We start from the raw sequence: 21,652 nt of genomic DNA on the forward strand, positions 1-21,652 counted from the left end.
CTGGCGGATGAACCGGCCTCTTCGTGAGCAAGCTCACTCCCACGGGGACGTGCATACGCCCCGCAGGGTGTAAGCCTCAATCCAGCTTCAAGACCTTGGCCAGCACGATCTTGGGGCCTCTCATCTTCTTGATGATGATGCGCAGGCCTTCGACTTCCATCTGCTCTTCTTCTTCCGGCACCCGCTTGAGGGTTTCGTAGATGAGGCCTGCCAGGGTTTCGGCTTCGATATGATCCAGGTCGATGCCCAGCAGGCGCTCTATCTTGAACAGCGGCGTATCGCCCCGCACCAGCAGCTTGCCCGGCTGATAGGCCAGGATGCCGCGCTCGACCTTGCGGTGTTCGTCCTGAATGTCGCCCACCAGCACTTCGAGCACGTCTTCCATGGTCAGGTAGCCAATGATCTTGCCGTCGGCTTCCTCGACCACCGCGAAGTGCGCGCCGCCCTTGCGGAACTGCTCCAGCAGTTGCGACAGCGGCATGTGCCGGGAAACGCGTTCCAGCGGGCGGGTCAGTTCGGCCAGGTTGAACGACTCGGGAATATGGTCCAGCGCCGCCAGCTCGAGCAGCAGGTCCTTGATGTGCAACAGGCCCACGAACTCGCCGCGCTCAGCGTCGTACACCGGGTAGCGGCTGAATTTGTGACGACGGAACAGCGCGAGGATTTCCTTGAGCGGTGCGTTGAAATCCAGTGTGACCATGTCTTCGCGGGAGTTGGCCCAGTCCACCACTTCCAGCTCGCCCATCTCCACGGCCGACGCCAGGACGCGCATACCCTGATCGCTAGGGTCCTGGCCACGGCTGGAGTGCAGAATCAGTTTCAGTTCGTCGCGGCTGTAGCTGTGTTCGTGATGCGGACCGGGTTCGCCCTGGCCTGCGATACGCAGGATCGCGTTGGCGCTGGCATTGAGCAGGTAGATCGCCGGGTACATGAGCCAGTAGAACAGGTACAGCGGCGCGGCGGTCCACAGCGACAGCAGCTCCGGCTTGCGGATCGCCCAGGATTTGGGGGCCAGCTCGCCGATCACGATGTGCAGGTAGGAGATGATGAAGAAGGCGGTAAAGAACGACACACCCTTGATCAGCTCGGGCGTATCGACGCCCATGGCCGCGAGCAGTGGCTCCAGCAGGTGGGCGAAAGCCGGTTCACCGACCCAGCCCAGGCCCAGGGAAGCCAGGGTGATACCCAGCTGACAGGCCGACAGGTAGGCGTCGAGCTGGCCGTGTACCTTGCGCAGGATGTGCCCGCGCCAGCCGTTCTTGTGGGCAATGGCCTCGACCCGCGTGGAGCGCAGTTTGACCATGGCGAATTCTGCCGCAACGAAGAAACCGTTGAGCAGGACCAGGAACAGAGCAAAAAGAATCATGCCGAAATCGGCGAAGAGTGAAGACAGATTAAAACTAGGGGAAGGGTCCATGGTGGGGTTTTACGGGGTCCGTTCTAACAAAAAGGGGGGTGATACTGCGCCGAAAATGCGCCATGAACCCGGCAATGTAGCGGCTGTGTGAGCGATTGCCTAGTAGTCTGATTCGTCGCTCTCGGGTTTGCACATCTGGCTGGTGGCAAAATGGCAGGTGAAAACGCTGCCCTTGCCTGTCACGCTGTTGATCTCAAGGGTGCCGCGATGGCGCAACAGGACGTGCTTGACGATCGCAAGCCCCAGCCCCGTGCCGCCGGTATTGGAGGCTCGGCTGGTATCGACGCGGTAAAAGCGCTCGGTCAGGCGCGGCAGGTGTTTGGTCTCGATGCCGATCCCTGAATCCTGCACACTCAGGTGTGCGCCACGCTCGTCCGCCCACCAGCGAATCCGAATGGTGCCTTCGGCCGGCGTGTATTTGACCGCGTTGAATACCAGGTTGGAAAACGCGCTGCGCAGCTCGGTTTCACTGCCCTTGAGGCGCATCTCGCTTTCGATGCTGAGGTTGATCTGCTGGTTCTTGCTGCCCGACAGGGCCTTGGCGTCGGCCTTGATGGTTTTTAGCAGGCTGCTGACGACCACCGGGTTGTTGTCCGACGGGTAATCAGTGGCTTCGAGTTTGGCCAGCAAGAGCAGGTCGTTGAGCAGCGTCTGCATGCGCCCGCCCTGTTGATGCATCTGTTGCAGCGCCCGCACCCAGCGCGGGTTCACGTCTTCCACGTTGTCGAGCAGGGTTTCCAGATAGCCGAAGATCACCGTCAGCGGCGTGCGCAGCTCATGGGAGACGTTGGCGACGAAGTCCTTGCGCATCTGTTCCAACTGATGGATGCGCGTCACGTCGCGCACCAGCATCAGGTGCTCATTGTTGCCGTAACGGGTGATCAGCAACTGAATGCGCAGGTGATCGTTGGTGGGCGAGGGGATCTCCAGCGGCTCGGCATAATTGCCCAGCGCGAAGTACTCCTTGAAGCGCGGGTGGCGCACCAGGTTGGTCACCGGCTGCCCGCTGTCCTGCGGCGTCTTGAGTCCCAGCAGGGTTTCGGAAGCACGGTTCCACCACTCCAGATTGCCCTCGCTGTCGAGCATGATCACCGCATCCTTGAGGGCGGCGGTGGATTCCTGGACGCGGTCGATCACCGCCTGCAGACGTCCCCGGACACGTTGGTCGCGGCGTTGCAGGTGGTAGATGCTGTCGAAGACTTCGCCCCACAGGCCGTAGCCATCAGGTGGCGGCTCGTCGGCCTTGTGGCTGCTGAGCCACTCGTGCAGGCGCAGCAGTTGTTTGAGGGTCCAGGCCAGGTACAGGCCCAGCCCTATGGACAGGCTCCAGCCGTATTGTCCGCTGATCAGGCCGACCAGCAGGCAGGCAGTCACCAGCAGCAACATGTGGCGTATCAGGGTGCCATGCCAATTTTGATTCAATTAAAGATACATCCTTGTCTGGTGCACGCTGGCCGGTGCCCTGTGTCTGCGAAACGGCTGTCAGCTTTTGGTGGAAAAGCGATAGCCCGTGCCGCGCACGGTTTGTACCAGATTTTCATAAGCATCACCCAAGGCTTTGCGCAGACGACGAATGTGAACATCCACGGTGCGTTCTTCGACATAGACGTTGCCGCCCCAGACCTGGTCCAGCAACTGCCCGCGAGTGTAGGCGCGCTCCTGGTGGGTCATGAAGAACTGCAGAAGGCGGTATTCGGTCGGGCCCATTTCTGCCGGTTTGCCGTCGATGGTCACGCGGTGGCTGATCGGATCGAGCAGCAGACCGCCCACTTCGATGGGCGCTTCGCCGTCGGTAGGGCCGGCACGACGCAATACGGCCTTCAGGCGTGCCACCAGTTCGCGGGGCGAAAAAGGCTTGGTGATGTAGTCGTCAGCGCCCACTTCAAGGCCCTGGATCTTGTTGTCTTCCTCGCCCTTGGCCGTGAGCATGATGATCGGGATATCCCCGGTCAGCTCATCGCGCTTGAGACGACGTGCCAGCTCGATGCCGGAGGTGCCTGGCAGCATCCAGTCGAGCAGAATCAGGTCCGGCTTGCGATCGACGATGATCGCGTGGGCCTGCTGAGAGTTTTCGGCTTCAATACAGTCGTAGCCGGCCATTTCCAACGCAACGGCGATCATTTCGCGAATAGGCGCTTCGTCGTCAACGATCAGAATGCTCCTGCCAGCCATGCTTGAACCTCGTGTCATTTAACTGTCTTGGGGCGCATTAGATAACGGAATTATTGCAGTCGTGTGACAGGTTTGAATGAGGCTATCACGCATGCCCCTGGCCGACTAAGCTGGGTGGGCTGTCTTGAACTCATTTCAACGATAAAAAAGAGGATGTATCCGATGGCTAACGTCTCTACTGCACTCAAATGTCTACTGGCTGCCGCCGCCCTTGCATCGTCTGGACTGGCCTTCGCGGCCGAGCCTGCCATGACCCAGGAAGGCAAACTGGTCGATCATAAAGGCATGGCGCTCTACACGTACGACAAGGATGAGGGGAGCAAGTCCACCTGTAACGATCAGTGCGCCGTCAACTGGCCGCCGCTTGCCGCCGAGGCCGACAGCTCCGCCGAGGGTAAATGGACGGTGATCACCCGTGACGACAAGACCCGTCAGTGGGCTTACAACGGCAATCCGCTCTACACCTTCAAAAATGACACCAAGGCCGGTGAGGTCACTGGCGATGGCAAAGGCGGCGTCTGGCACATTGCCAAGCCCTGAATCGTGATACCCAAGGGCGGTCAGCGCAGTGCGTAATCGGCGACGATACCGAGGAATATAGCCAGTCCCGCCCAATGGTTATGCAGAAACGCCTTGAAGCACGCGTCCCGCTCACGCAGGCGCGTGCTCCAGAACTCCCAGGCAAAGCAGCCTGCCGCCACGAGCAGACCGGCGTAGAAGCAGAGGCCCAGCCCGAACCGCGAACCGGCCAGCATCAGGCACCCTAACGCCAGAGCCTGCAGGGTCAGGATGATCACGCGGTCCGCATCGCCGAACAGCACGGCGGTGGATTTCACGCCGATCTTCAGGTCGTCGTCGCGGTCCACCATGGCGTAATAGGTGTCGTAGCCCACTGTCCACAGCAGGTTGGCGATGTACAGCAGCCAGGCAGCGGCGGGCAGCTCGCCGGTTTCTGCCGTGAACGCCATCGGCATTCCCCACGAGAACGCTGCGCCCAGCACCACCTGCGGGTAATAGGTGTAGCGCTTCATGAACGGGTAACAGGCCGCCAGCGCCAGACCGCCGAACGACAGCCAGAGGGTGGCGGCGTTGGTGAACAGCACCAGGATAAAGCTCAGGCCCACCAGCACGGCGAACAGAACCAATGCCTCGCGCCCGCTGACTTTGCCGCTCACCAGCGGACGTTGCTCGGTGCGTTTCACATGGCCGTCTACCTTGCGGTCGGCGTAATCGTTGATCACGCAGCCTGCTGCGCGCATCAGGAACACGCCGACGACGAAGATCAGCACGTTCGCCAGTGACGGCGAACCCTTGCCGGCAATCCAGATCGCCCAGAGCGTCGGCCACAGCAGCAGATAGACACCGATCGGCTTGTCGATCCGCGTCAGCTGGATGAAATCCCAGACACGTGGATTCAGGCGATTCAGTGATTTGAGCAGCGACAGGTACATCAGGCTTGTTCCTTGTTCTGGATCACGCTCAGGAAGGGCGGCAGGAAGACTTCGGCTACCAGCACGCGTAGCGGGCCTCGGCTGAAGCATGAGCGACGAGCCCATAGCCCTTCGGCCGAATCGGCGGGCGGCAGCCAGGCTTCGGGGTAGCGACAGACTTCAAGTGCGCCGCGGTCGAACGCCGGGTCGCTGAACAGCAGCTCGCCCAGAGAGCGCGAGCCCAGCTCTTCCATCTGCAAACCGCCGTTGTGCAAGGCGCTGCGGGCCGCGACACTGCGCGCGAAGACCCATCGGCTGCCATTGCCCAGCAAATACACTTCACGCACCCAGCCCTCGCTGTTCGAGGGCAGGGCCAGCGCCGCACACTCCTCATCGCGCAGCCGCTGCCAGCCTTCAAACAGCGGCGCCACACTGAAGCGCCCTTCGGACAGGCGATTCAACCGGCGGGTAAGGGAGTCCTGATTGAACAGCCACTCACGGATGACCGGCTCCGGCGCATCCATCGACTGTGGGTGTTCACGCCAGACTGGCGTCGTAAGGGCAGGGTTTTGCTGGGTCACGGTAAGCAATGGTCGGCAGTCATTGGGGTCGCGAGCTTAGCATGATTGCCAGTACCGACCGACGGTCCTTAAAACAGCCGGTTATACGAACGGACTTGCATCCGGGCGTGTCGATCAGTACAACGCCCCTTCAAGCGGCGTAAGACCGCGTTACCCTTATCAGCCTGACCAAGAAGAGAACCGATTCATGAAGAAGTGGCAATGCGTTGTGTGTGGCCTGATTTACAACGAGGCCGATGGTTGGCCGGATGACGGCATCGCGCCAGGCACGTTGTGGCAGGACGTACCGGAAGACTGGCTGTGCCCGGACTGCGGCGTCGGCAAGATGGACTTTGAAATGATCGAAATCGGTTGATCCACCAGACTCGGGAAACAGCAATGAGCGCACCTGTCATCATCATCGGTACCGGCCTTGCGGGTTATAACCTCGCTCGGGAGTTTCGCAAGCTGGACGGTGAAACACCGCTGCTGTTGATCACTGCCGATGACGGCCGGTCCTACTCCAAGCCCATGCTGTCTACCGGGTTCGGCAAGAACAAGGAAGCCGACGGTCTGAGCATGGCTGAGCCTGGCGCCATGGCTGACCAGCTCAAGGCCGAGGTGCGCACCCACACGCGCATCAGCGGCATCGACCCTGGCCACAAGCGTCTGTGGATCGGTGAAGAGGCGGTGTATTACCGCGATCTGGTGTTGGCCTGGGGCGCCGAGACGATTCGCGTGCCGGTCGAAGGTGACGCTGGCGATGCTGTGTTCCCGATCAATGATCTACAGGATTACGCGCGCTTCCGAGCGGCCGCGGCGGGCAAGCGCCGGGTGCTGATTCTGGGGGCCGGGCTGATCGGCTGCGAGTTCGCCAACGACCTGATGCTGGGCGGCTACGAAGTCGAGCTGGTCGCGCCGTGCGAACACGTGATGCCGACCCTGTTGCCCGCTGCCGCTGCGGCCGCTGTTCAGGCGGGCCTTGAGGCGATGGGCGCGCGATTCCACCTTGGCCCGGTGCTCACGCGTCTGCAACGCAGCGATAAAGGCTTGCAAGCCCACCTGTCCGACGGCCAGTTGATCGACTGCGACCTGGTGGTCTCTGCCATCGGCCTGCGTCCCCGGATCGATCTGGCTGCCGCCGCAGGCTTGCAGACCGGGCGAGGCATTCTGGTCGACCGCCAGTTGCAGACGTCACACGCCAGTATTTATGCGTTGGGCGATTGTGCAGAAGTCGATGGGCTGAACCTGTTGTACGTGATGCCGTTGATGAGTTGCGCACGCGCTCTGGCCCAGACCCTGGCGGGAACTCCGACAGCGGTGAAGTACGGCCCGATGCCGATAACGGTCAAGACCCCGGCCTGTCCGCTGGTCGTTTCCCCGCCACCACGCGGGACGGATGGCACCTGGAGCATTGAGGGTGAGGGCGCAGACATCAAGGCGCTGTGTCATGACGCTCAGGGGCGCGTGCTGGGTTATGCGCTGACCGGAACCGCCGTTATGGAAAAACTCGCCCTGAACAAGGTTTTACCTGCGTTATTGGCATAATTTCGCGTCATTTTGTCGGATAGACCACTTATTTGTGCCAATAAACGTGGCCCATGCACTGGCGCGGGTCACGTCGGCATGCCATCCTCGCTCTCGTCTGCCGCTACGTAGAGCCGTCGCGGCGCCTTGTTACTGCTTTTCATAAGCAGCACGGGACATAAAAACAAAAACCGTAAAAGAGGCTTCATATGCGTAAACCAGAACTTGCAGCCGCCATTGCTGAAAAGGCGGATCTGACCAAAGAGCAATCCAACCGTGTTCTCAATGCCATTCTTGAAGAAATCACCGGCGCACTGCATCGCAAGGACAGTGTCACCCTGGTTGGCTTCGGTACATTCCTGCAGCGCCATCGTGGAGCCCGCACCGGTAAGAACCCGCAAACGGGTGAGCCGGTGAAAATCAAGGCAAGCAACACCGTTGCCTTCAAGCCAGGCAAGGCGCTTAAAGACAGCGTCAATCCTTGACACCGGCCGAGCGCCCTGGCGGAGGGCGATCGGTTCACTGACGGGCACACCGGTCTTACCGGGTGCCCGTTTTTCATGGGCGCTCGTTTGCAGGTGCTCAGCCAGCGCCTTGCCTGTCAGCAGGATATTTCCTACTTAACTGCGTTTATTTGCCCGCCTGAAATGCAGTCTTTCCTGACTTCTTCTAGCTGTGTATTCCCCTAAAGTCCTGCTCCCGCTGGTCGTAGGTCACGCGGTGTTGAATATCAATTCTGGGAAGTCACGCATGAAAAAATTATGGAAGTCCGCTGCTGTCGCCACACTGATCGCCACGACCAGTGGCTGTGTCAGCTACAACGTGAGTCAGCCGACTGCCCCCCTGGAAGGCACGGTCAAAACCGATCTGAAGGCTGACGTCAAAGTCGGCGGCATCATCAGCGGTGAGTCCTCCACCAATATCCTGTTCAACTTCCTGAGCATCGGCGGCGATACGCAATTCGCAGACGGCGTCGCGTACGGCGGTGCAAGCGGTGGCGGCGGTGGTCTGGGCCTGGCACTGCCGGACCCGGTTTCAACCACCAAGGCAGCAGCAGCCTACAAGGCCGTTAAATCCTCCGGTGCCGACCTGATCGTGGCGCCTCGCTACGAAGTCAGCGTCAAGGACTACTTCATCTTCAAGCAGGTGGGCGTGAAGGTCACCGGTAACAAAGGCAGTATCAACAGCATTCGCTGATGGGCTGTGGGGGCGCTGCTGGTAAAAGAGCAGCGCTTTCGATAAAAGTCATTTGCGTCGATCTCCGCCGAAAATCTGCATTGTCCTACAGGATTTGGCCAGATAACCCGCTACACTGCCATGCCGAATCTGATCATCGGCGTTAACTATCGTTGAGGCAGTGCATGAAATTTCGTTTTCTTCTCTGGATGCTTGGCCTGCTGATGAGCCGCGCCAGTCGCAACAATCCCGCTTTCCAGCAACAGCTGGCAGGCAAGGCGCTGACGTTTCAACTGCAGACCGCAGACGGAAAGATCGCCCGCCATTTCATCGTTCAGGATCAGCGCATCAGCAGCAAAAGCGGAAAGGTCGCCGAGCCCGCCTTTGCCATCTCGTTCCGCGATGCAGCCTTCGGGTTCGCCACGATGCAGGCCAAAAACAAGCAGCTGGCATTCATGAAAGGTATTCAGGACAAGGACATTCAGATCAAGGGCAACCCGGCCCACGTGATCTGGTTTCAGGGCCTGACCAAATACCTGAAACCCAAAAAGAAGAAGAGCAACTGATCAAGGCAACTGCAATCCGCCGGCCGCCTTGTGCAGGGCGCGAAGGTGCTCGCCCACCTGTTTGAGGTTGGCTTCGTTCGCTGCGATTTCCTTGGCGCGAGCAGGCTCCAGCAATGCACGTACCTCCTTGTCGAGATCCCCGGTCAGGCGCTTCAACTGCTTCTGCCGCTGGCTGCTTTCGCTTTCAAGCTGCTGCCACTCGGTAGCTTGTGGCAGGCCATAACCCCGGGTGCCGAGCAATTCTGCAGGACGGCTCAGAAATCCGCTGCTGGCGAGCAGTTCCTGTAAGGTACCGGTCGCTTTGGAGACGCGACCGTCTTTCTGTTCGCGCGCGCCCAGATAGCTTTGCTTCACTTCGTCCTGCGCCAATAGCAGCTGCCGACGCAGACTCGCCTGCTCCAGCAGCAGGATGGCGGCGCTGGTGGGCAGGTCGGCCTTGTCGAACCACTGACTGCGCTCGGCAGCAGGCAGGCTCATCCAGGCTTCCACGTCATTCTGTTTGACCGGCAGGTGCTTCTTCAAGACCTCGAACATGGCCTGATAACGGTCTCGATAGGAATCGAACCGGTAGCCCAGACGCAACGCTTCTTTCGGGTCATCCAGCACGCTGGTGTCGGCCAGGCCACGCCCCTTGAGCACTTCCAGCAGGCCATTGGGCAGGATGCTGTCCAGGCCGACCAGCTTGGGATTATGCGTGCCGCTGCGCAGCAGTTTGAGGTTCTCGACCGCGCAGTTGTTGGACAGGAAATAGTAGTTGCCGTCGTAGCTCCAGTGCATCTCGGCGGCGTGCTGGACCAGCCCTTCGATTTCGGGGCGTGACAGTGTGATAGGCACGGAGGCCAGGCTGCGCAGTTCGGTCTTGGTGTACTCGTCTATCACCTGAGCCAGCGGCAGCACGAACAGCCGTGAAGGGTAAGCGCCCATCAGGCCGTCCCAGCTGGACAACTGAACATCCCCGACGAAAGCCCGGTAAGACAGGACCAGATGCTGATCCAGGTCCAGTCGACAATCCGGCCCGCGTGGGCGGCCTGGCTTGCAGATCACCAGTCGCAACATACTGTGGCCCCAGCGACTGACCCAATTCTGGTTGGCCTCGGCCAGCAGGTAGTCGACAGCGTACACCCGTTCCGGGTCCAGCTTGCCCAGCGGTTCTCGTCCGAAATCGCTCCCCGCATTCAGGTAAGGATAAAACGTAGGGCACGCGTCGCGCGCAGCAGGCGCCCAGCCAAAGCGCTCCTTGTAATAGGCATAAAGGGCGGGACGGCGACAGGCATACGCGGGGTCGAGCAGGAAATACTCCATGTTGACGGCCACGAACTCGAGCGGGCTCGTGGTCTCGTAGATGTCGGGGCTGCGGGCAACCTGGCCGTTATGCTGCTCTCGCTCGCCGCGCCGTCCGACGTACTGTTGCCAGCCTGCCAGATCCAGTAACCGGGGGTCATCGCTCAGGGTGAAACGTCGTTCGGCCTGGCCTCGGCAGTCGTCCGGCAGACCGATATTGCCCAGCGAACTGTTGCGTCGCGAACAACGGATGAGGGTGGCACGCTCGGTATCAGACCACAGGCGCGCCCGGTCATAGATATGCGTCAGCTCATGCAGCACCGTGGCAAGCATTTCGCGGCGCACTGTGCCATGGGGCCGGCCGGTCTGTTTGGTGGCTGCAGAGCCATCGACCAGTCCCGCCAGCAGATGAGTATTGAGGTACAGCTGATAAGGCCCGGCCGCCTGACCATAGGCATTTTGCGGCATGTCGCTGGACCAGCTCACATCGACGCGGCGATCCAGCGCCTCGACGAAGCTGGGCGGCAGGGCGCGCATGGCTTCGTCAAGCAGCGCCTGACTGGCTTGCTGTTGAGCGGCATCGAGGCCGTCGGTGTGCAGCTCGAGCTTCAGGCTGGCTGAAGCGTAAGTTCCGACCAACGCCAATGCGCCGGCAAGCAGCCAGACGCCGAGGCGCCTCACAATGCGAGGATTGCTTCGGCCAGCGTCTGGTCGCTGGCGTCGCGCGCTTCTGGTACGCGGGCACGCAGGGTATCGAACGCAGCGTCGAGTTGAGCGCCGTGAATGTCGCCGTTGCTGGCAACGTAACTGGCCGCGTCGTCCTTGGCCTGAATCACGACCTTGGAGTCACGGATCGAAGTGGTGGTGTCGGAGGTGAAGTCGATAGTGCGACCGAACGCTCGAACAATGATATTGCTCGTGGCCACGACCGTCTGGGCCTGGGCAAAGTCGGCCATCAACAGCAGGCCAAGGGAAACAGCAATCAGCGGCGTACGCATGTCAGTAACGTCTCCAGTTACGCAGAGGGGGCAAAGTGGTTATTGGACGAGGATTGCCTGCGCCAGTTCAAGGTCGCTGGCATGAAGTTTCGCATCGGACTGACGCAGCGTGCGCAGGGCCGATTCGAGCCGGGCGCCGCGGATCTGTCCGCCGCTGGCGATGAACGCCGCCGCGTCGTCCTGAGCCGCCATGACCCGCTTGTTATCGAAGGGTGAACTGCTGACCTGACTGGTGGCAAACCCGGTCTTGACCAGGCCTTGCGTGGTTGAGTCGAATGCCTGGGCAGTACCGACCCAGATCAGGCTGGCGAAAACAACGATCGGAAGAGAGTGCAATGAACGCATGGCTTTCACGTACTGGCAAAACAGGCGTCAAGGCTAGCGCAATGCTCTAGCCTGAGCTACCCCGGCAGCCCGCAGGCCGCCGCAGATATTCTTCAGATAGCCAGGATGGCTTGTGCCAGCTGGGTATCGGTGGCGTGCAGTTGTGGCAGTTGCTGGCGAATGTGCTGGAACGCGCCTTCAAGTTGCGCACCGCGGATATCGCCGGCACTGGCTACAAAGCTTGCGGCATCGTCGCGGGCTGCGCGCACGATCTTGTCGTCCTTGAAGGAAGACGAAATATCGGATGTGGCATCTGTCGAGGCGGCTACAGCGCCAACGACGGTATCGGTGGTCACGATGAAGCTGGAAGCTTGGGCGCTAGTGGCAGCGGCGGTCAGCAGGACGGCAGCGCCAAGGGTACGTAGCAGGGACATGGTCGGTTTCCGTAAGGTGTAATAAAGGCAGGCGTTGTGTGAGGTGAAGACCGCGTGCGCCGGGTGTGACGTAAAGCCTATCTCAGCGCTGCTCGGCTTGTCATTGCAGCACAGTGCCAGATCGCCGTACGGCTGTTACGAAATAGTAACTGTACTGGCCTTATCTTGTAACATTTTAAACTGTACCTGATCGGCGCGAGAAACCGGATCTGTCTAAACGACAAAACCCGAATCAGTCTCCTGAAACGGGTCTTGTATGAAGCAATTCGGGTTGCTGGCGGGAGACTTTAGCAGTCTGGGACCAGCGGGCGCTCAATTAGCGCCAGAACGGCTTGCTCAGCTCTTCGTAACGCTGTGCTTCGCTGATACCTGCGTCGGCCAGCAAACGTGCGTCCAGACGAGCCAGTTGATGGCGGCTGGAGAGGCGACGCTGCCAGAGCATCAGGTTGGCGAACATGCGCAGAGGCAGGGAGCCTTGTGCAGAAGTGGCGGTGCTTTCGCTGAACAGATCGGAACTGATTGTACGTTCCATGGTGTGACTTCCTTCCGCTTGTGGCGGGATAGTGAGTTGCTTGACTGGTGCCCATTCTCCTCTCGATTGGCCAGCCTCCATAGACACAGTTCATCTGTATTGTGAGGGTTCAGTTAACTGTTTATAGCCACTGTTTTGTTCATTATTGGGGCAACTGTACCGGTCTGCACGTTTGTGGTGCATTTTGACGTGAGCGGATCTGAATTACTCGGTTTCAGACCTGTTTTAGACCAGTACAGCAGTACAGTTTTTTTCAGTACAGCCCATAGTGGATAGAAGGTCAGCAAAAAAATCAGTTGTTCACTTCCAACTGTCTTGTTCAGCCCGGCAACATGCGACCGGTTTCTTCCAGATTGAGGTGCCAACTCAGTGCGTCGCGCAGGATGTGAGGCGTATGGCCACCGCGCTCGCACGCCGCATTGAAATAGGCATTGAGTGCGTCCCGATAAGTGGGGTGAACACAATTGTCGATGATCACGCGAGCGCGTTCACGTGGCGCAAGCCCGCGCAAGTCCGCCAGGCCCTGTTCGGTGACAAGGATGTCGACGTCATGCTCGGTGTGGTCTACGTGGCTCACCATCGGTACCACGCTTGAGATCGAGCCGCCCTTGGCGATCGATTTGGTCACGAAGATCGCCAGGTGCGCGTTGCGTGAGAAATCGCCCGAGCCGCCTATGCCATTCATCATTCGTGTGCCGCACACATGGGTGGAGTTCACATTGCCGTACAGATCGAATTCCAGCGCAGTGTTGATCCCGATGATGCCCAGGCGTCGGATGACTTCCGGATGGTTGGAGATTTCCTGCGGACGCAGCACCAGTCTGGACTTGTAGCGATTGAAATCGGCAAACACCTGGGCGTGTCTGGAGGCGGAAAGCGTCATGGAGCTGCCCGAGGCGAAGCTCAATTTGCCTGCGTCGAACAGGTCGAAGGTAGAGTCCTGCAGCACCTCGGAATACATGGTCATGTCATGGAAGGGCGAATCCAGCAGGCCGTGCATGACTGCGTTGGCAATGGTGCCGATGCCAGCCTGCAGCGGCATCAAGGTGTTGGTCAGACGGTCTTCGCGCACTTCCTTTTTGAAGAACTCCACCAGATGCCGGGCGATGGCCTGGGTTTCCACATCCGGCGGGAGCACTGTGGACGGCGAGTCAGGCTGATTGCTGAAGACGATGCCGACGATTTTTGCCGGATCAATCCTGACCGCATGGCTGCCAATCCGCGAATCGGCTTCCAGCACCGGTATTGGCAGGCGCGTGGGGCGATAGCTCGGAATGTAGACGTCATGCAGCCCTTCCAGCTCCAGTGGCTGGGCCAGATTGATCTCCACGATCACCTGCTTTGCAAGAATGGCAAAGCTGGCGGAGTTGCCCACAGAGGTGCTTAACACCAGATGGCCCTCCTCGGTGATGGCCACGCATTCGATGACGGCCAGATCTACGGCCTTGATCTGGCGATTGCGCAACTGCTCAACGGTGTCGGACAAGTGCTGGTCGATGAACATGACGGTGCCGTCGTTGATCGCGCGGCGCAATGTGCTGTCGACCTGAAAGGGCATACGCCGGGAAAGTACGCCGGATTCGGTCAACTGTTTGTCCAGATCGTTGCCCAGGCTGGCGCCGGTCATCAGGCTGATCTTCAGCGGTGAGGTCTTGGCGCGTTCAGCCAGTGCATGGGGCACGGCCTTGGCTTCACCTGCGCGGGTGAAGCCGCTCATGCCGACGGTCATGCCATCTTCGATCAGGGCGGCGGCGTCAGTTGCGCTCATTACCTTGCTCATCAGGGAGGGCAGGCGGATACGGTCACGGTGCATGGATTCTTTCTCGAAGGTTGAGGCGAGCGACAAGTCTAGAGAGTCGGGCTTTTTTCGTCCCGCTACCATGGTCGCATTTGAGGGCTCTAATTAGCGGGTCTCAGCGCAAAACACTGTTACGCGAAATGCAAAAAGCCCCGGTCGCAGAGCGAACCGGGGCTGTGCTTGAGCAGGTCGAGGCTATGCGTTATCGACCGCCTTCACCATGTCCTCGATCACCTTTTTGGCGTCTCCGAACACCATCATGGTCTTGTCCAGATAAAACAGTTCGTTGTCCAGACCGGCATAGCCGCTGGCCATCGAGCGCTTGTTGACGATGATGGTCTTGGCTTTGAACGCTTCAAGAATCGGCATGCCGGCAATCGGCGATTTTGGATCGTTCTTGGCAGCCGGGTTGACCACGTCATTGGCACCCAGCACCAGGACCACGTCTGCCTGGCCGAACTCGGAGTTGATGTCGTCCATCTCGAACACCTGGTCGTAAGGCACTTCTGCCTCGGCCAGCAGTACGTTCATGTGGCCGGGCATGCGTCCTGCCACCGGGTGGATCGCGTACTTCACCGTGACGCCGTGATGCACCAGTTTTTCGGTCAGTTCCTTGAGTGCATGCTGCGCACGCGCCACCGCCAGACCGTAGCCTGGCACGATGATCACCGTGTCGGCGTTGGTCAGCAGGAAAGTGGCGTCGTCCGCCGAGCCGGACTTCACCGGACGTGCTTCCTTGGCACCCGCCGGGCCAGCGGTATCCGTCGCGCCGCCGAAGCCGCCACCGATCACGTTAAAGAACGAGCGATTCATGGCTTTGCACATGATGTACGACAGGATCGCGCCGGAAGAGCCCACAAGCGAGCCTGCGATGATCAGCATCGAGTTATTCAGCGAAAAGCCGATGCCCGCGGCCGCCCAGCCTGAATAGCTATTAAGCATCGAGACCACGACAGGCATGTCGGCGCCGCCGATCGGGATGATCAGCAGAACGCCGATCACGAATGCCAAGGCGAGCATGATGGCGAAAGCCGTGAGGCTGCCGGTGAACATGAACGTCAGGCCGAAGAACAGCGTGGCCAGGCCCAGAATCAGGTTCAGCTTGTGCTGCCCCGCAAACTGTACGGGTGCGCCCTGGAACAGGCGGAATTTGTACTTGCCCGAGAGTTTGCCGAACGCAATGACCGAGCCGGAGAAGGTGATTGCACCAATCGCCGCGCCCAGGAACAGTTCCAGGCGATTGCCGGTCGGAATAGCGTCGCCCAGATTGCGAACAATGCCCAGTGACTGAGGTTCGACCACCGCTGCGATGGCGATGAACACCGCCGCCAGGCCGATCATGCTGTGCATGAAGGCCACCAGCTCGGGCATCTTGGTCATTTCGACGCGCTTGGCCATGATCGAACCGGCCGTGCCGCCGACCAGCAAGCCGACCACGATGTAGCCGATGCCTGCGCTGGTGCCTTCAGCCGTCGACAAAGCCGCCAGCTTGAACACCAGACCGATCGTGGTAATGACCGCAAGCCCCATGCCCAGCATGCCGAACAGGTTGCCGCGACGCGAAGTGGTGGGATGAGACAGGCCCTTGAGCGCCTGAATAAAGCAGATCGACGCGATCAGGTACAGCAGGGTAACCAGGTTCATGCTCATGGTTTCTGCACCTCGTCTTTCACTTTAGGTGCCTTTTTCTTGAACATTTCCAGCATGCGCCGAGTGACCAGAAAACCACCGAACACGTTTACCGCAGCCAGGGCGACAGCCAGCGTACCCATGGTTTTGCCCAGCGGTGTGACCGTGAGCGCAGCGGCGAGCATCGCGCCAACGATCACGATGGCAGAAATGGCATTGGTCACGGCCATCAAGGGCGTATGCAGCGCAGGCGTCACGTTCCAGACCACGTGGTAGCCGACGTAAATAGCCAGCACGAAAATGATCAGGTTGTAGATGCCGGGGGAGATCAACTCTTCCATTGGGGTGTCCTCAGCCGTTCTTGCGGATGACTTGGCCGTCGCGGCACATCAGGCACGCGGCGACGATGTCGTCTTCGAGGTTGATCGAGAATGCGCCGTTTTTGTCGAACAGCAGCTTCATGAAGTCCAGCAGGTTGCGTGCATAGAGCGCCGAGGCATCGGCGGCTACCAGCGCAGGCAGGTTGGTGTGGCCCACGATGGTCACGCCATGCTCGATCGTGACCTGATCTGCAACGGTGAGCGGGCAGTTGCCGCCCTGGGCGGCCGCCAGGTCGATGACCACGGAGCCGGGCTTCATCTGTGCCACGGTGTCGGCGCTGAGCAGCACCGGTGCCTTGCGGCCCGGAATCAGCGCCGTGGTGATGACGATGTCCGAAAGCCTGGCGCGCTCGTGCACGGCGGCAGCCTGACGCTGCATCCAGCTGGCGGGCATGGGGCGGGCGTAACCTCCGACGCCTTCGGCGCATTCGCGCTCTTCATCGGTCTCGTAAGGAACGTCGATGAACTTCGCGCCCAGCGACTCGATCTGCTCCTTCACAGCAGGGCGCACGTCCGAGGCCTCGACCACTGCGCCCAGACGCTTGGCGGTGGCAATGGCCTGAAGACCGGCAACGCCCGCGCCGAGGATCAGCACGCGTGCCGCTTTGACGGTTCCGGCAGCCGTCATCAGCATCGGCATGAAGCGCGGATAGTGATGCGCTGCAAGCAGGACCGCTTTGTAACCGGCAATGTTGGCTTGCGAAGACAGCACATCAAGGCTTTGCGCGCGTGAAGTCCGGGGGGCGGCTTCGAGAGCGAAGGCGGTGATGCCGCGCTCGGCCATCCGGGCGATGTTCTCATTGTCGAAGGGGTTGAGCATCCCGATCACGATCGTGCCGCTCTTTATAAGCGCGAGTTCGCTTTCGTTCGCAGCCACGACCTTGAGGAGCAGTTCGCTGGCGAAGGTATCGTCGGCTCCACCAATGGTGGCACCTGCGGCCTCATAGGCACTGTCCGGTACGCTGGCATGAATGCCCGCTCCGCTTTGCACCGTGACGGTATGTCCTTGGCTGATCAGCTTCTTGATGGTTTCCGGGGTGGCAGCCACCCGGGTTTCACCTGACTGGGTTTCGAGGGGAACACCAATGTGCACGACAAAATCTCCTGCGCGATCTTTTTATCTTCATAAATAGGCCAGCGCACTACGGCTGGTGCGTCTGGGATGGCCGATCAGCAGCCCCTGATTGCAGGGAGCGCCGCATTTTGCAGGCGAAGTCGAAGTGCTTCAACACATTCTGTAACGAGACTATAAATTAACTACAAGTCATCCTGTGACCTATTGTCGCAAGAGTCGCCTATAAGCCTTTATTTACGGGGCTTTTACGAAAATATCGGTATGGATCAGGTGAAATCGATCATTTCCGTTTACGCATGATCGGGAGAGCAAGACATGGAATAACCCCAGTAAACAAAGGCCTTAAGGGCATGTTGAGCGTTATCGTACAACTGTTGCAAAAGCGACATAAGCTTATATCTGTAGGTTACTGGCGCTGTGTACTACTTTTGCGTCGCAAGCCTCAAGCCCGCTCGGATGGCAGCGTGTAGCCGTTTGCCTGGTCTATAAGCCAGTCACGGAACGCGTGCAACGAGGCCGATTCAACTTTTCGCTCTGGAATCATGAGGTGATAAGCCTTGTTACTGGGTAACGAACGGGGATTGGCGATCACCAGGCGTTTTTCATGCAGTTCGCGTTGAATAAGGAAGGGCGGGATCAGCGCGATGCCCATGTCATGCATGGCCGCTTGCGCGAGCATGGAAAACAGTTCGTAACGAGGGCCTGTCATGTCACGGGCCACATTGAGGTTCTGGGCGTTGAACCACTGCCGCCAGGCGTAGGGGCGCGTGGTCTGCTGGAGCAACGGCACCTCTGCCAGTTCGCTTGCTTCTATAGGTTCCCGGCCTCGCATGAATGACGGGCTGCAGACCGGCATGGAGTTCTCGCTCATCAGCCGGTGGGCCTCGGTGCCTGACCACTCGGCGTCGCCAAAATAGATCGCCGCATCAAACTCGGTATCGGCAAACAGGAAGGGGCGTGTGCGGTTGGTCAGGTTGACCGTCACTTCAGGATGCTTGAGCTGGAAGTCCTTGAGGCGAGGCAGCAGCCATTGCGTGCCGAACGTAGGCACGACAGCCAGCTCAATGACGTTGGTGCCTTGCTGGCCCATGATCGACAGCGTGTCGCGCTCCACAGCATCGAGCTGCATGGCGACACGACGACTGTAGGAAAGCCCGGCTTCTGTCAGCTTCACGCCGCGCCGCGAGCGTCGGAAAAGCTCAATGCCAAGGTACTCCTCCAGCCCTGCGATTTGTCGGCACACGGCGCCCTGGGTCAGCGATAACTCGTGAGCAGCTTTGGTGAAGCTCTCGTGGCGGGCGGCCGACTCGAAGCTGATCAGTGCGGTTGTGCTGGGTATTTTGCGTCTCATGTACCGAGTCCTCACTGATCATCTTGAATTGCTGAGTTTTATAAGGTTTCGAAGTGAGAAATTAGCACAACAGATTGAGGAATCCTCGTTTGTCGGTGCGTCAATCGGGGTCTAGGATCAACGCACAACATTCAGATGCACGTGAGGACACTTTATGAGCGGCAAGGCGAGTTTCAACTGGATCGACCCTCTTTTGCTGGATCAACAGCTCACTGAGGAAGAGCGCATGGTGCGTGACAGTGCCGAACAGTTCGCTCAAAGCAAGCTTGCTCCGCGTGTGCTGGAAGCCTTTCGTCACGAACAGACCGACCCGGCCATTTTTCGCGAGATGGGTGACATGGGTCTGCTGGGCGCAACCATCCCGGAAGAATTCGGTGGTAGCGGGCTTAACTACGTGTGCTATGGCCTGATTGCCCGTGAGGTAGAGCGTATCGACTCAGGCTACCGCTCGATGATGAGTGTGCAATCCTCGCTGGTCATGGTGCCTATCAATGAATTCGGCACCCAGGCACAGAAAGAAAAATACCTGCCCAGGCTGGCTTCGGGTGAGTGGATTGGCTGTTTCGGCCTGACCGAGCCCAACCATGGCTCCGATCCTGGGGCGATGATCACTCGTGCCAGGCGCGTGGAGGGTGGCTATCGCCTGACCGGCAGCAAGATGTGGATTACCAATAGCCCGATTGCCGATGTGTTCGTGGTGTGGGCAAAGGATGATGCGGGGGACATTCGCGGTTTTGTTCTGGAGAAGGGCTGGGCTGGTTTGAGTGCTCCTGTGATTCACGGAAAGGTCGGGCTGCGGGCGTCCATTACCGGTGAGATCGTCATGGACAATGTATTTGTGCCTGAGGAAAACATCTTTCCGGATGTACGCGGGCTCAAAGGGCCGTTCACGTGTCTGAACTCGGCACGCTACGGGATTTCCTGGGGGGCGCTGGGTGCTGCGGAGTTCTGCTGGCACACGGCGCGTCAGTACACGCTTGATCGTCAGCAGTTTGGTCGGCCTCTGGCTGCCAATCAGTTGATCCAGAAAAAGCTGGCTGACATGCAGACTGAAATTACCCTGGCGCTGCAAGGTTGTCTGCGTCTGGGGCGAATGAAAGATGAAGGTACGGCGGCTGTCGAAATCACCTCGATCATGAAGCGCAACTCCTGTGGCAAGTCTCTGGATATCGCACGCATGGCGCGCGACATGCTCGGTGGTAATGGCATCTCCGACGAATTCGGTATCGCCCGTCACCTGGTCAACCTGGAAGTGGTGAATACCTATGAAGGGACGCATGACGTGCATGCGTTGATTCTGGGGCGCGCGCAGACCGGCATTCAGGCCTTCTATTAAGGAGGGCGGATCATGGGGGCGCTTTCTCACGTTCGGGTGCTCGATCTGTCGCGGGTGCTGGCCGGTCCTTGGGCGGGACAGATCCTTGCTGATCTCGGAGCCGATGTCATTAAAGTCGAGCGCCCCGTGTGTGGCGACGACACGCGTTCTTGGGGGCCGCCGTTTCTGCAGGACGCAACCGGGCAGAATACGACCGAGGCGGCTTATTACCTGTCTGCCAATCGTAACAAGCAATCGGTGACCATCGATTTCACACGTCCCGAGGGGCAGAGGCTGGTGCGAGAGCTGGCGGCGAAGTCCGACATCGTGATCGAGAACTTCAAGGTGGGCGGTCTGGCGGCGTATGGCCTGGACTATGAATCGCTCAAGGCGGTCAATCCAGGGCTCATCTACTGCTCTATTACCGGGTTCGGGCAAACCGGGCCTTATGCAAAGCGTGCTGGCTACGATTTCATGATTCAGGGATTGGGCGGTTTGATGAGCCTGACCGGTCGTCCTGATGGCGATGAAGGCGCAGGGCCTGTGAAGGTCGGCGTTGCGTTGACGGACATACTCACCGGACTGTATTCGACTACCGCCATTCTTGCGGCGCTGGCCCACCGCGATCAATGCGGCGTGGGGCAATACATCGATATGGCATTGCTGGACGTGCAGGTCGCCTGCCTGGCCAACCAGGCGATGAATTACCTGACCACGGGTGTATCGCCCAGGCGGCTGGGTAACGCTCATCCCAATATCGTGCCTTACCAAGACTTTCCGACTGCGGATGGGGATTTCATCCTCACCGTGGGTAACGACAGTCAGTTTCGAAAGTTTGCCGAGGTGGCGGGGCAGTCACAGTGGGCGACGGATCCGCGCTTCCTTACTAATAAGCTGCGCGTGGCCAATCGTGCCGAACTGATTCCGTTGATTCGTCAGGCAACCGTGTTCAAGACGACGGCGCAGTGGGTGGAGGCGCTGGAAGCCGCGGGTGTGCCATGCGGGCCGGTCAACGATCTGGCTCAGGTGTTTGCAGATCCGCAGGTGCTGGCTCGCGGGTTGGCTATTGAGCTGCCTCATGCGCTGGGTGGACGCGTGGCGCAGGTGGCCAGCCCGATCCGATTTTCCGAGACGCCAGTGGAGTACACGCGTGCGCCTCCATTATTGGGCGAGCACACGTCACAGGTCCTGCAGGCGCTTCTCGGGATGAGCGCAGATGAGGTTATCGCCCTGCGTGGTGCGGGTGTGGTCTAGCTATCGGGGTGTCGCTATATAAGAAGGCGCGCCTCTGATGCTGCTCTCTTCTATATAGGTAAACGGGGCGAATGGAGTTATTTCATCTGATTTGAAAATAACGGTTGACGCGCTCTGTGATGTGTCTATAATTCGCCCCACTTCCGGCGCAGACGGAAACGAAAAAGCCTTGAGATTCAATGAGTTAAAAGGGTTTATCGGATGAGGTCAGCGAGGAAGCAGGTCGAGTTTGTTTGAATCGACAGCGGTGAGAAAAAAGAGTTTGACACGCGGTTGTAACGCTGTAGAATTCGCCTCCCGCTGACGAGCAGCGCAGAGTTGGTCGAAGCGCAAGTGATTGAAGTTGATCGGGAAAAACGAAAAACTTCAGAAAATAATCGCTTGACAGATACAGAGGACGCTGTAGAATGCGCGCCTCGGTTGAGACGAAAGA

At 59.3% G+C, this 21,652-nt stretch carries 23 protein-coding genes; 8 read left to right on the forward strand and 15 right to left on the reverse strand.

The features are described 5' to 3' along the window. Window positions 1-76: 76 nt before the first annotated feature. The 3 genes from BUB69_RS27805 to phoB all read right to left on the reverse strand — a co-directional run bounded on the left by BUB69_RS27805 (window position 77) and on the right by phoB (window position 3,589). The gene (locus tag BUB69_RS27805) at window positions 77-1,417 is read right to left on the reverse strand and encodes a hemolysin family protein (RefSeq protein WP_073173407.1); all 1,341 of its coding nucleotides are present in this window, start codon (window positions 1,415-1,417) and stop codon (window positions 77-79) included. 99 nt (window positions 1,418-1,516) lie between these two features. Further along, the gene (gene phoR / locus BUB69_RS27810; protein ID WP_073173410.1) at window positions 1,517-2,839 is read right to left on the reverse strand and encodes a phosphate regulon sensor histidine kinase PhoR; all 1,323 of its coding nucleotides are present in this window, start codon (window positions 2,837-2,839) and stop codon (window positions 1,517-1,519) included. 60 nt (window positions 2,840-2,899) lie between these two features. Further along, entirely contained in the window at window positions 2,900-3,589 is a 690-nt protein-coding gene (gene phoB, locus BUB69_RS27815) for a phosphate regulon transcriptional regulator PhoB (protein ID WP_002555882.1), read from the reverse strand. Window positions 3,590-3,751: 162 nt separating this feature from the next. Here phoB and BUB69_RS27820 point away from each other — a divergent pair, with 162 nt between their 5' ends. Beyond that, on the forward strand, window positions 3,752-4,129 hold the full coding sequence (locus BUB69_RS27820) for a COG4315 family predicted lipoprotein (protein ID WP_073173413.1): 378 nt from the start codon (window positions 3,752-3,754) through the stop codon (window positions 4,127-4,129). A gap of 20 nt (window positions 4,130-4,149) precedes the next feature. On the opposite strand, the gene ubiA is transcribed toward BUB69_RS27820, so the two are convergent. Together ubiA and BUB69_RS27830 are read right to left on the reverse strand one after the other, a co-directional pair. After that, window positions 4,150-5,040 carry a 4-hydroxybenzoate octaprenyltransferase gene (gene ubiA / locus BUB69_RS27825; RefSeq protein ID WP_073173416.1) on the reverse strand — a complete coding sequence of 297 codons (891 nt, stop codon included), beginning with the start codon at window positions 5,038-5,040 and terminating at the stop codon, window positions 4,150-4,152. Further along, entirely contained in the window at window positions 5,040-5,600 is a 561-nt protein-coding gene (locus BUB69_RS27830; RefSeq protein WP_073173461.1) for a chorismate--pyruvate lyase family protein, read from the reverse strand. The genes ubiA and BUB69_RS27830 overlap by 1 nt, the downstream gene beginning before the upstream one ends. 187 nt (window positions 5,601-5,787) lie before the next feature. On the opposite strand from BUB69_RS27830, the gene BUB69_RS27835 reads away from it, so the two are divergent. The 5 genes from BUB69_RS27835 to BUB69_RS27855 all read left to right on the forward strand — a co-directional run bounded on the left by BUB69_RS27835 (window position 5,788) and on the right by BUB69_RS27855 (window position 8,848). Further along, a complete protein-coding gene (locus BUB69_RS27835) occupies window positions 5,788-5,955 on the forward strand; it encodes a rubredoxin (protein ID WP_032856748.1) in 168 nt (55 codons plus the stop codon). Between the two features lie 23 nt (window positions 5,956-5,978). Further along, entirely contained in the window at window positions 5,979-7,127 is a 1,149-nt protein-coding gene (locus BUB69_RS27840; protein WP_073173419.1) for an NAD(P)/FAD-dependent oxidoreductase, read from the forward strand. Between the two features lie 188 nt (window positions 7,128-7,315). Beyond that, a complete protein-coding gene (locus BUB69_RS27845; protein ID WP_024689121.1) occupies window positions 7,316-7,591 on the forward strand; it encodes an HU family DNA-binding protein in 276 nt (91 codons plus the stop codon). Window positions 7,592-7,856: 265 nt separating this feature from the next. Then, window positions 7,857-8,303, forward strand: a complete 447-nt coding sequence (locus BUB69_RS27850) for a hypothetical protein (protein WP_073173423.1) — start codon at window positions 7,857-7,859, stop codon at window positions 8,301-8,303. A gap of 164 nt (window positions 8,304-8,467) precedes the next feature. Next, the gene (locus BUB69_RS27855) at window positions 8,468-8,848 is read left to right on the forward strand and encodes an SCP2 sterol-binding domain-containing protein (RefSeq protein WP_073173426.1); all 381 of its coding nucleotides are present in this window, start codon (window positions 8,468-8,470) and stop codon (window positions 8,846-8,848) included. On the opposite strand, the gene BUB69_RS27860 is transcribed toward BUB69_RS27855, so the two are convergent. From BUB69_RS27860 to BUB69_RS27905, 10 genes are all read right to left on the reverse strand, one after another. Beyond that, a complete protein-coding gene (locus BUB69_RS27860; protein ID WP_073173429.1) occupies window positions 8,849-10,810 on the reverse strand; it encodes a DUF7844 domain-containing protein in 1,962 nt (653 codons plus the stop codon). Further along, complete coding sequence (locus tag BUB69_RS27865; RefSeq protein WP_024689117.1) at window positions 10,807-11,127, reverse strand: DUF2388 domain-containing protein; 321 nt, start codon at window positions 11,125-11,127, stop codon at window positions 10,807-10,809. The genes BUB69_RS27860 and BUB69_RS27865 overlap by 4 nt, the downstream gene beginning before the upstream one ends. Before the next feature lie 39 nt (window positions 11,128-11,166). Beyond that, window positions 11,167-11,472: a DUF2388 domain-containing protein gene (locus BUB69_RS27870; protein ID WP_073173432.1), complete on the reverse strand. Its 306-nt coding sequence runs from the start codon at window positions 11,470-11,472 to the stop codon at window positions 11,167-11,169. Between the two features lie 92 nt (window positions 11,473-11,564). Continuing rightward, a complete protein-coding gene (locus tag BUB69_RS27875) occupies window positions 11,565-11,885 on the reverse strand; it encodes a DUF2388 domain-containing protein (RefSeq protein ID WP_073173435.1) in 321 nt (106 codons plus the stop codon). 316 nt (window positions 11,886-12,201) lie between these two features. Further along, the gene (locus BUB69_RS27880; protein WP_024689114.1) at window positions 12,202-12,417 is read right to left on the reverse strand and encodes a DUF1127 domain-containing protein; all 216 of its coding nucleotides are present in this window, start codon (window positions 12,415-12,417) and stop codon (window positions 12,202-12,204) included. Between the two features lie 319 nt (window positions 12,418-12,736). Continuing rightward, window positions 12,737-14,230 carry a succinyl-CoA:acetate CoA-transferase ScpC gene (scpC, locus tag BUB69_RS27885; RefSeq protein WP_073173438.1) on the reverse strand — a complete coding sequence of 498 codons (1,494 nt, stop codon included), beginning with the start codon at window positions 14,228-14,230 and terminating at the stop codon, window positions 12,737-12,739. A gap of 180 nt (window positions 14,231-14,410) precedes the next feature. Then, a complete protein-coding gene (locus BUB69_RS27890) occupies window positions 14,411-15,865 on the reverse strand; it encodes an NAD(P)(+) transhydrogenase (Re/Si-specific) subunit beta (protein WP_073173441.1) in 1,455 nt (484 codons plus the stop codon). Continuing rightward, entirely contained in the window at window positions 15,862-16,185 is a 324-nt protein-coding gene (locus tag BUB69_RS27895) for an NAD(P) transhydrogenase subunit alpha part 2 (protein ID WP_024689111.1), read from the reverse strand. Before BUB69_RS27895 ends, BUB69_RS27890 begins: the two co-directional genes overlap by 4 nt. A gap of 10 nt (window positions 16,186-16,195) precedes the next feature. Beyond that, window positions 16,196-17,317 carry a Re/Si-specific NAD(P)(+) transhydrogenase subunit alpha gene (locus BUB69_RS27900; RefSeq protein WP_073173446.1) on the reverse strand — a complete coding sequence of 374 codons (1,122 nt, stop codon included), beginning with the start codon at window positions 17,315-17,317 and terminating at the stop codon, window positions 16,196-16,198. Between the two features lie 424 nt (window positions 17,318-17,741). Then, window positions 17,742-18,650, reverse strand: coding sequence for a LysR family transcriptional regulator (locus tag BUB69_RS27905; RefSeq protein WP_073173449.1), 909 nt, complete (start codon window positions 18,648-18,650; stop codon window positions 17,742-17,744). Between the two features lie 154 nt (window positions 18,651-18,804). Here BUB69_RS27905 and BUB69_RS27910 point away from each other — a divergent pair, with 154 nt between their 5' ends. Then, the gene (locus BUB69_RS27910) at window positions 18,805-19,986 is read left to right on the forward strand and encodes an acyl-CoA dehydrogenase (RefSeq protein WP_073173452.1); all 1,182 of its coding nucleotides are present in this window, start codon (window positions 18,805-18,807) and stop codon (window positions 19,984-19,986) included. 9 nt (window positions 19,987-19,995) lie between these two features. Further along, window positions 19,996-21,219, forward strand: a complete 1,224-nt coding sequence (locus tag BUB69_RS27915) for a CaiB/BaiF CoA transferase family protein (RefSeq protein ID WP_175561875.1) — start codon at window positions 19,996-19,998, stop codon at window positions 21,217-21,219. Window positions 21,220-21,652: the final 433 nt, after the last annotated feature.

The sequence above is a fragment of the Pseudomonas asturiensis genome (assembly GCF_900143095.1).
GTDB classification, from domain to species: Bacteria; Pseudomonadota; Gammaproteobacteria; order Pseudomonadales; family Pseudomonadaceae; genus Aquipseudomonas; species Aquipseudomonas asturiensis.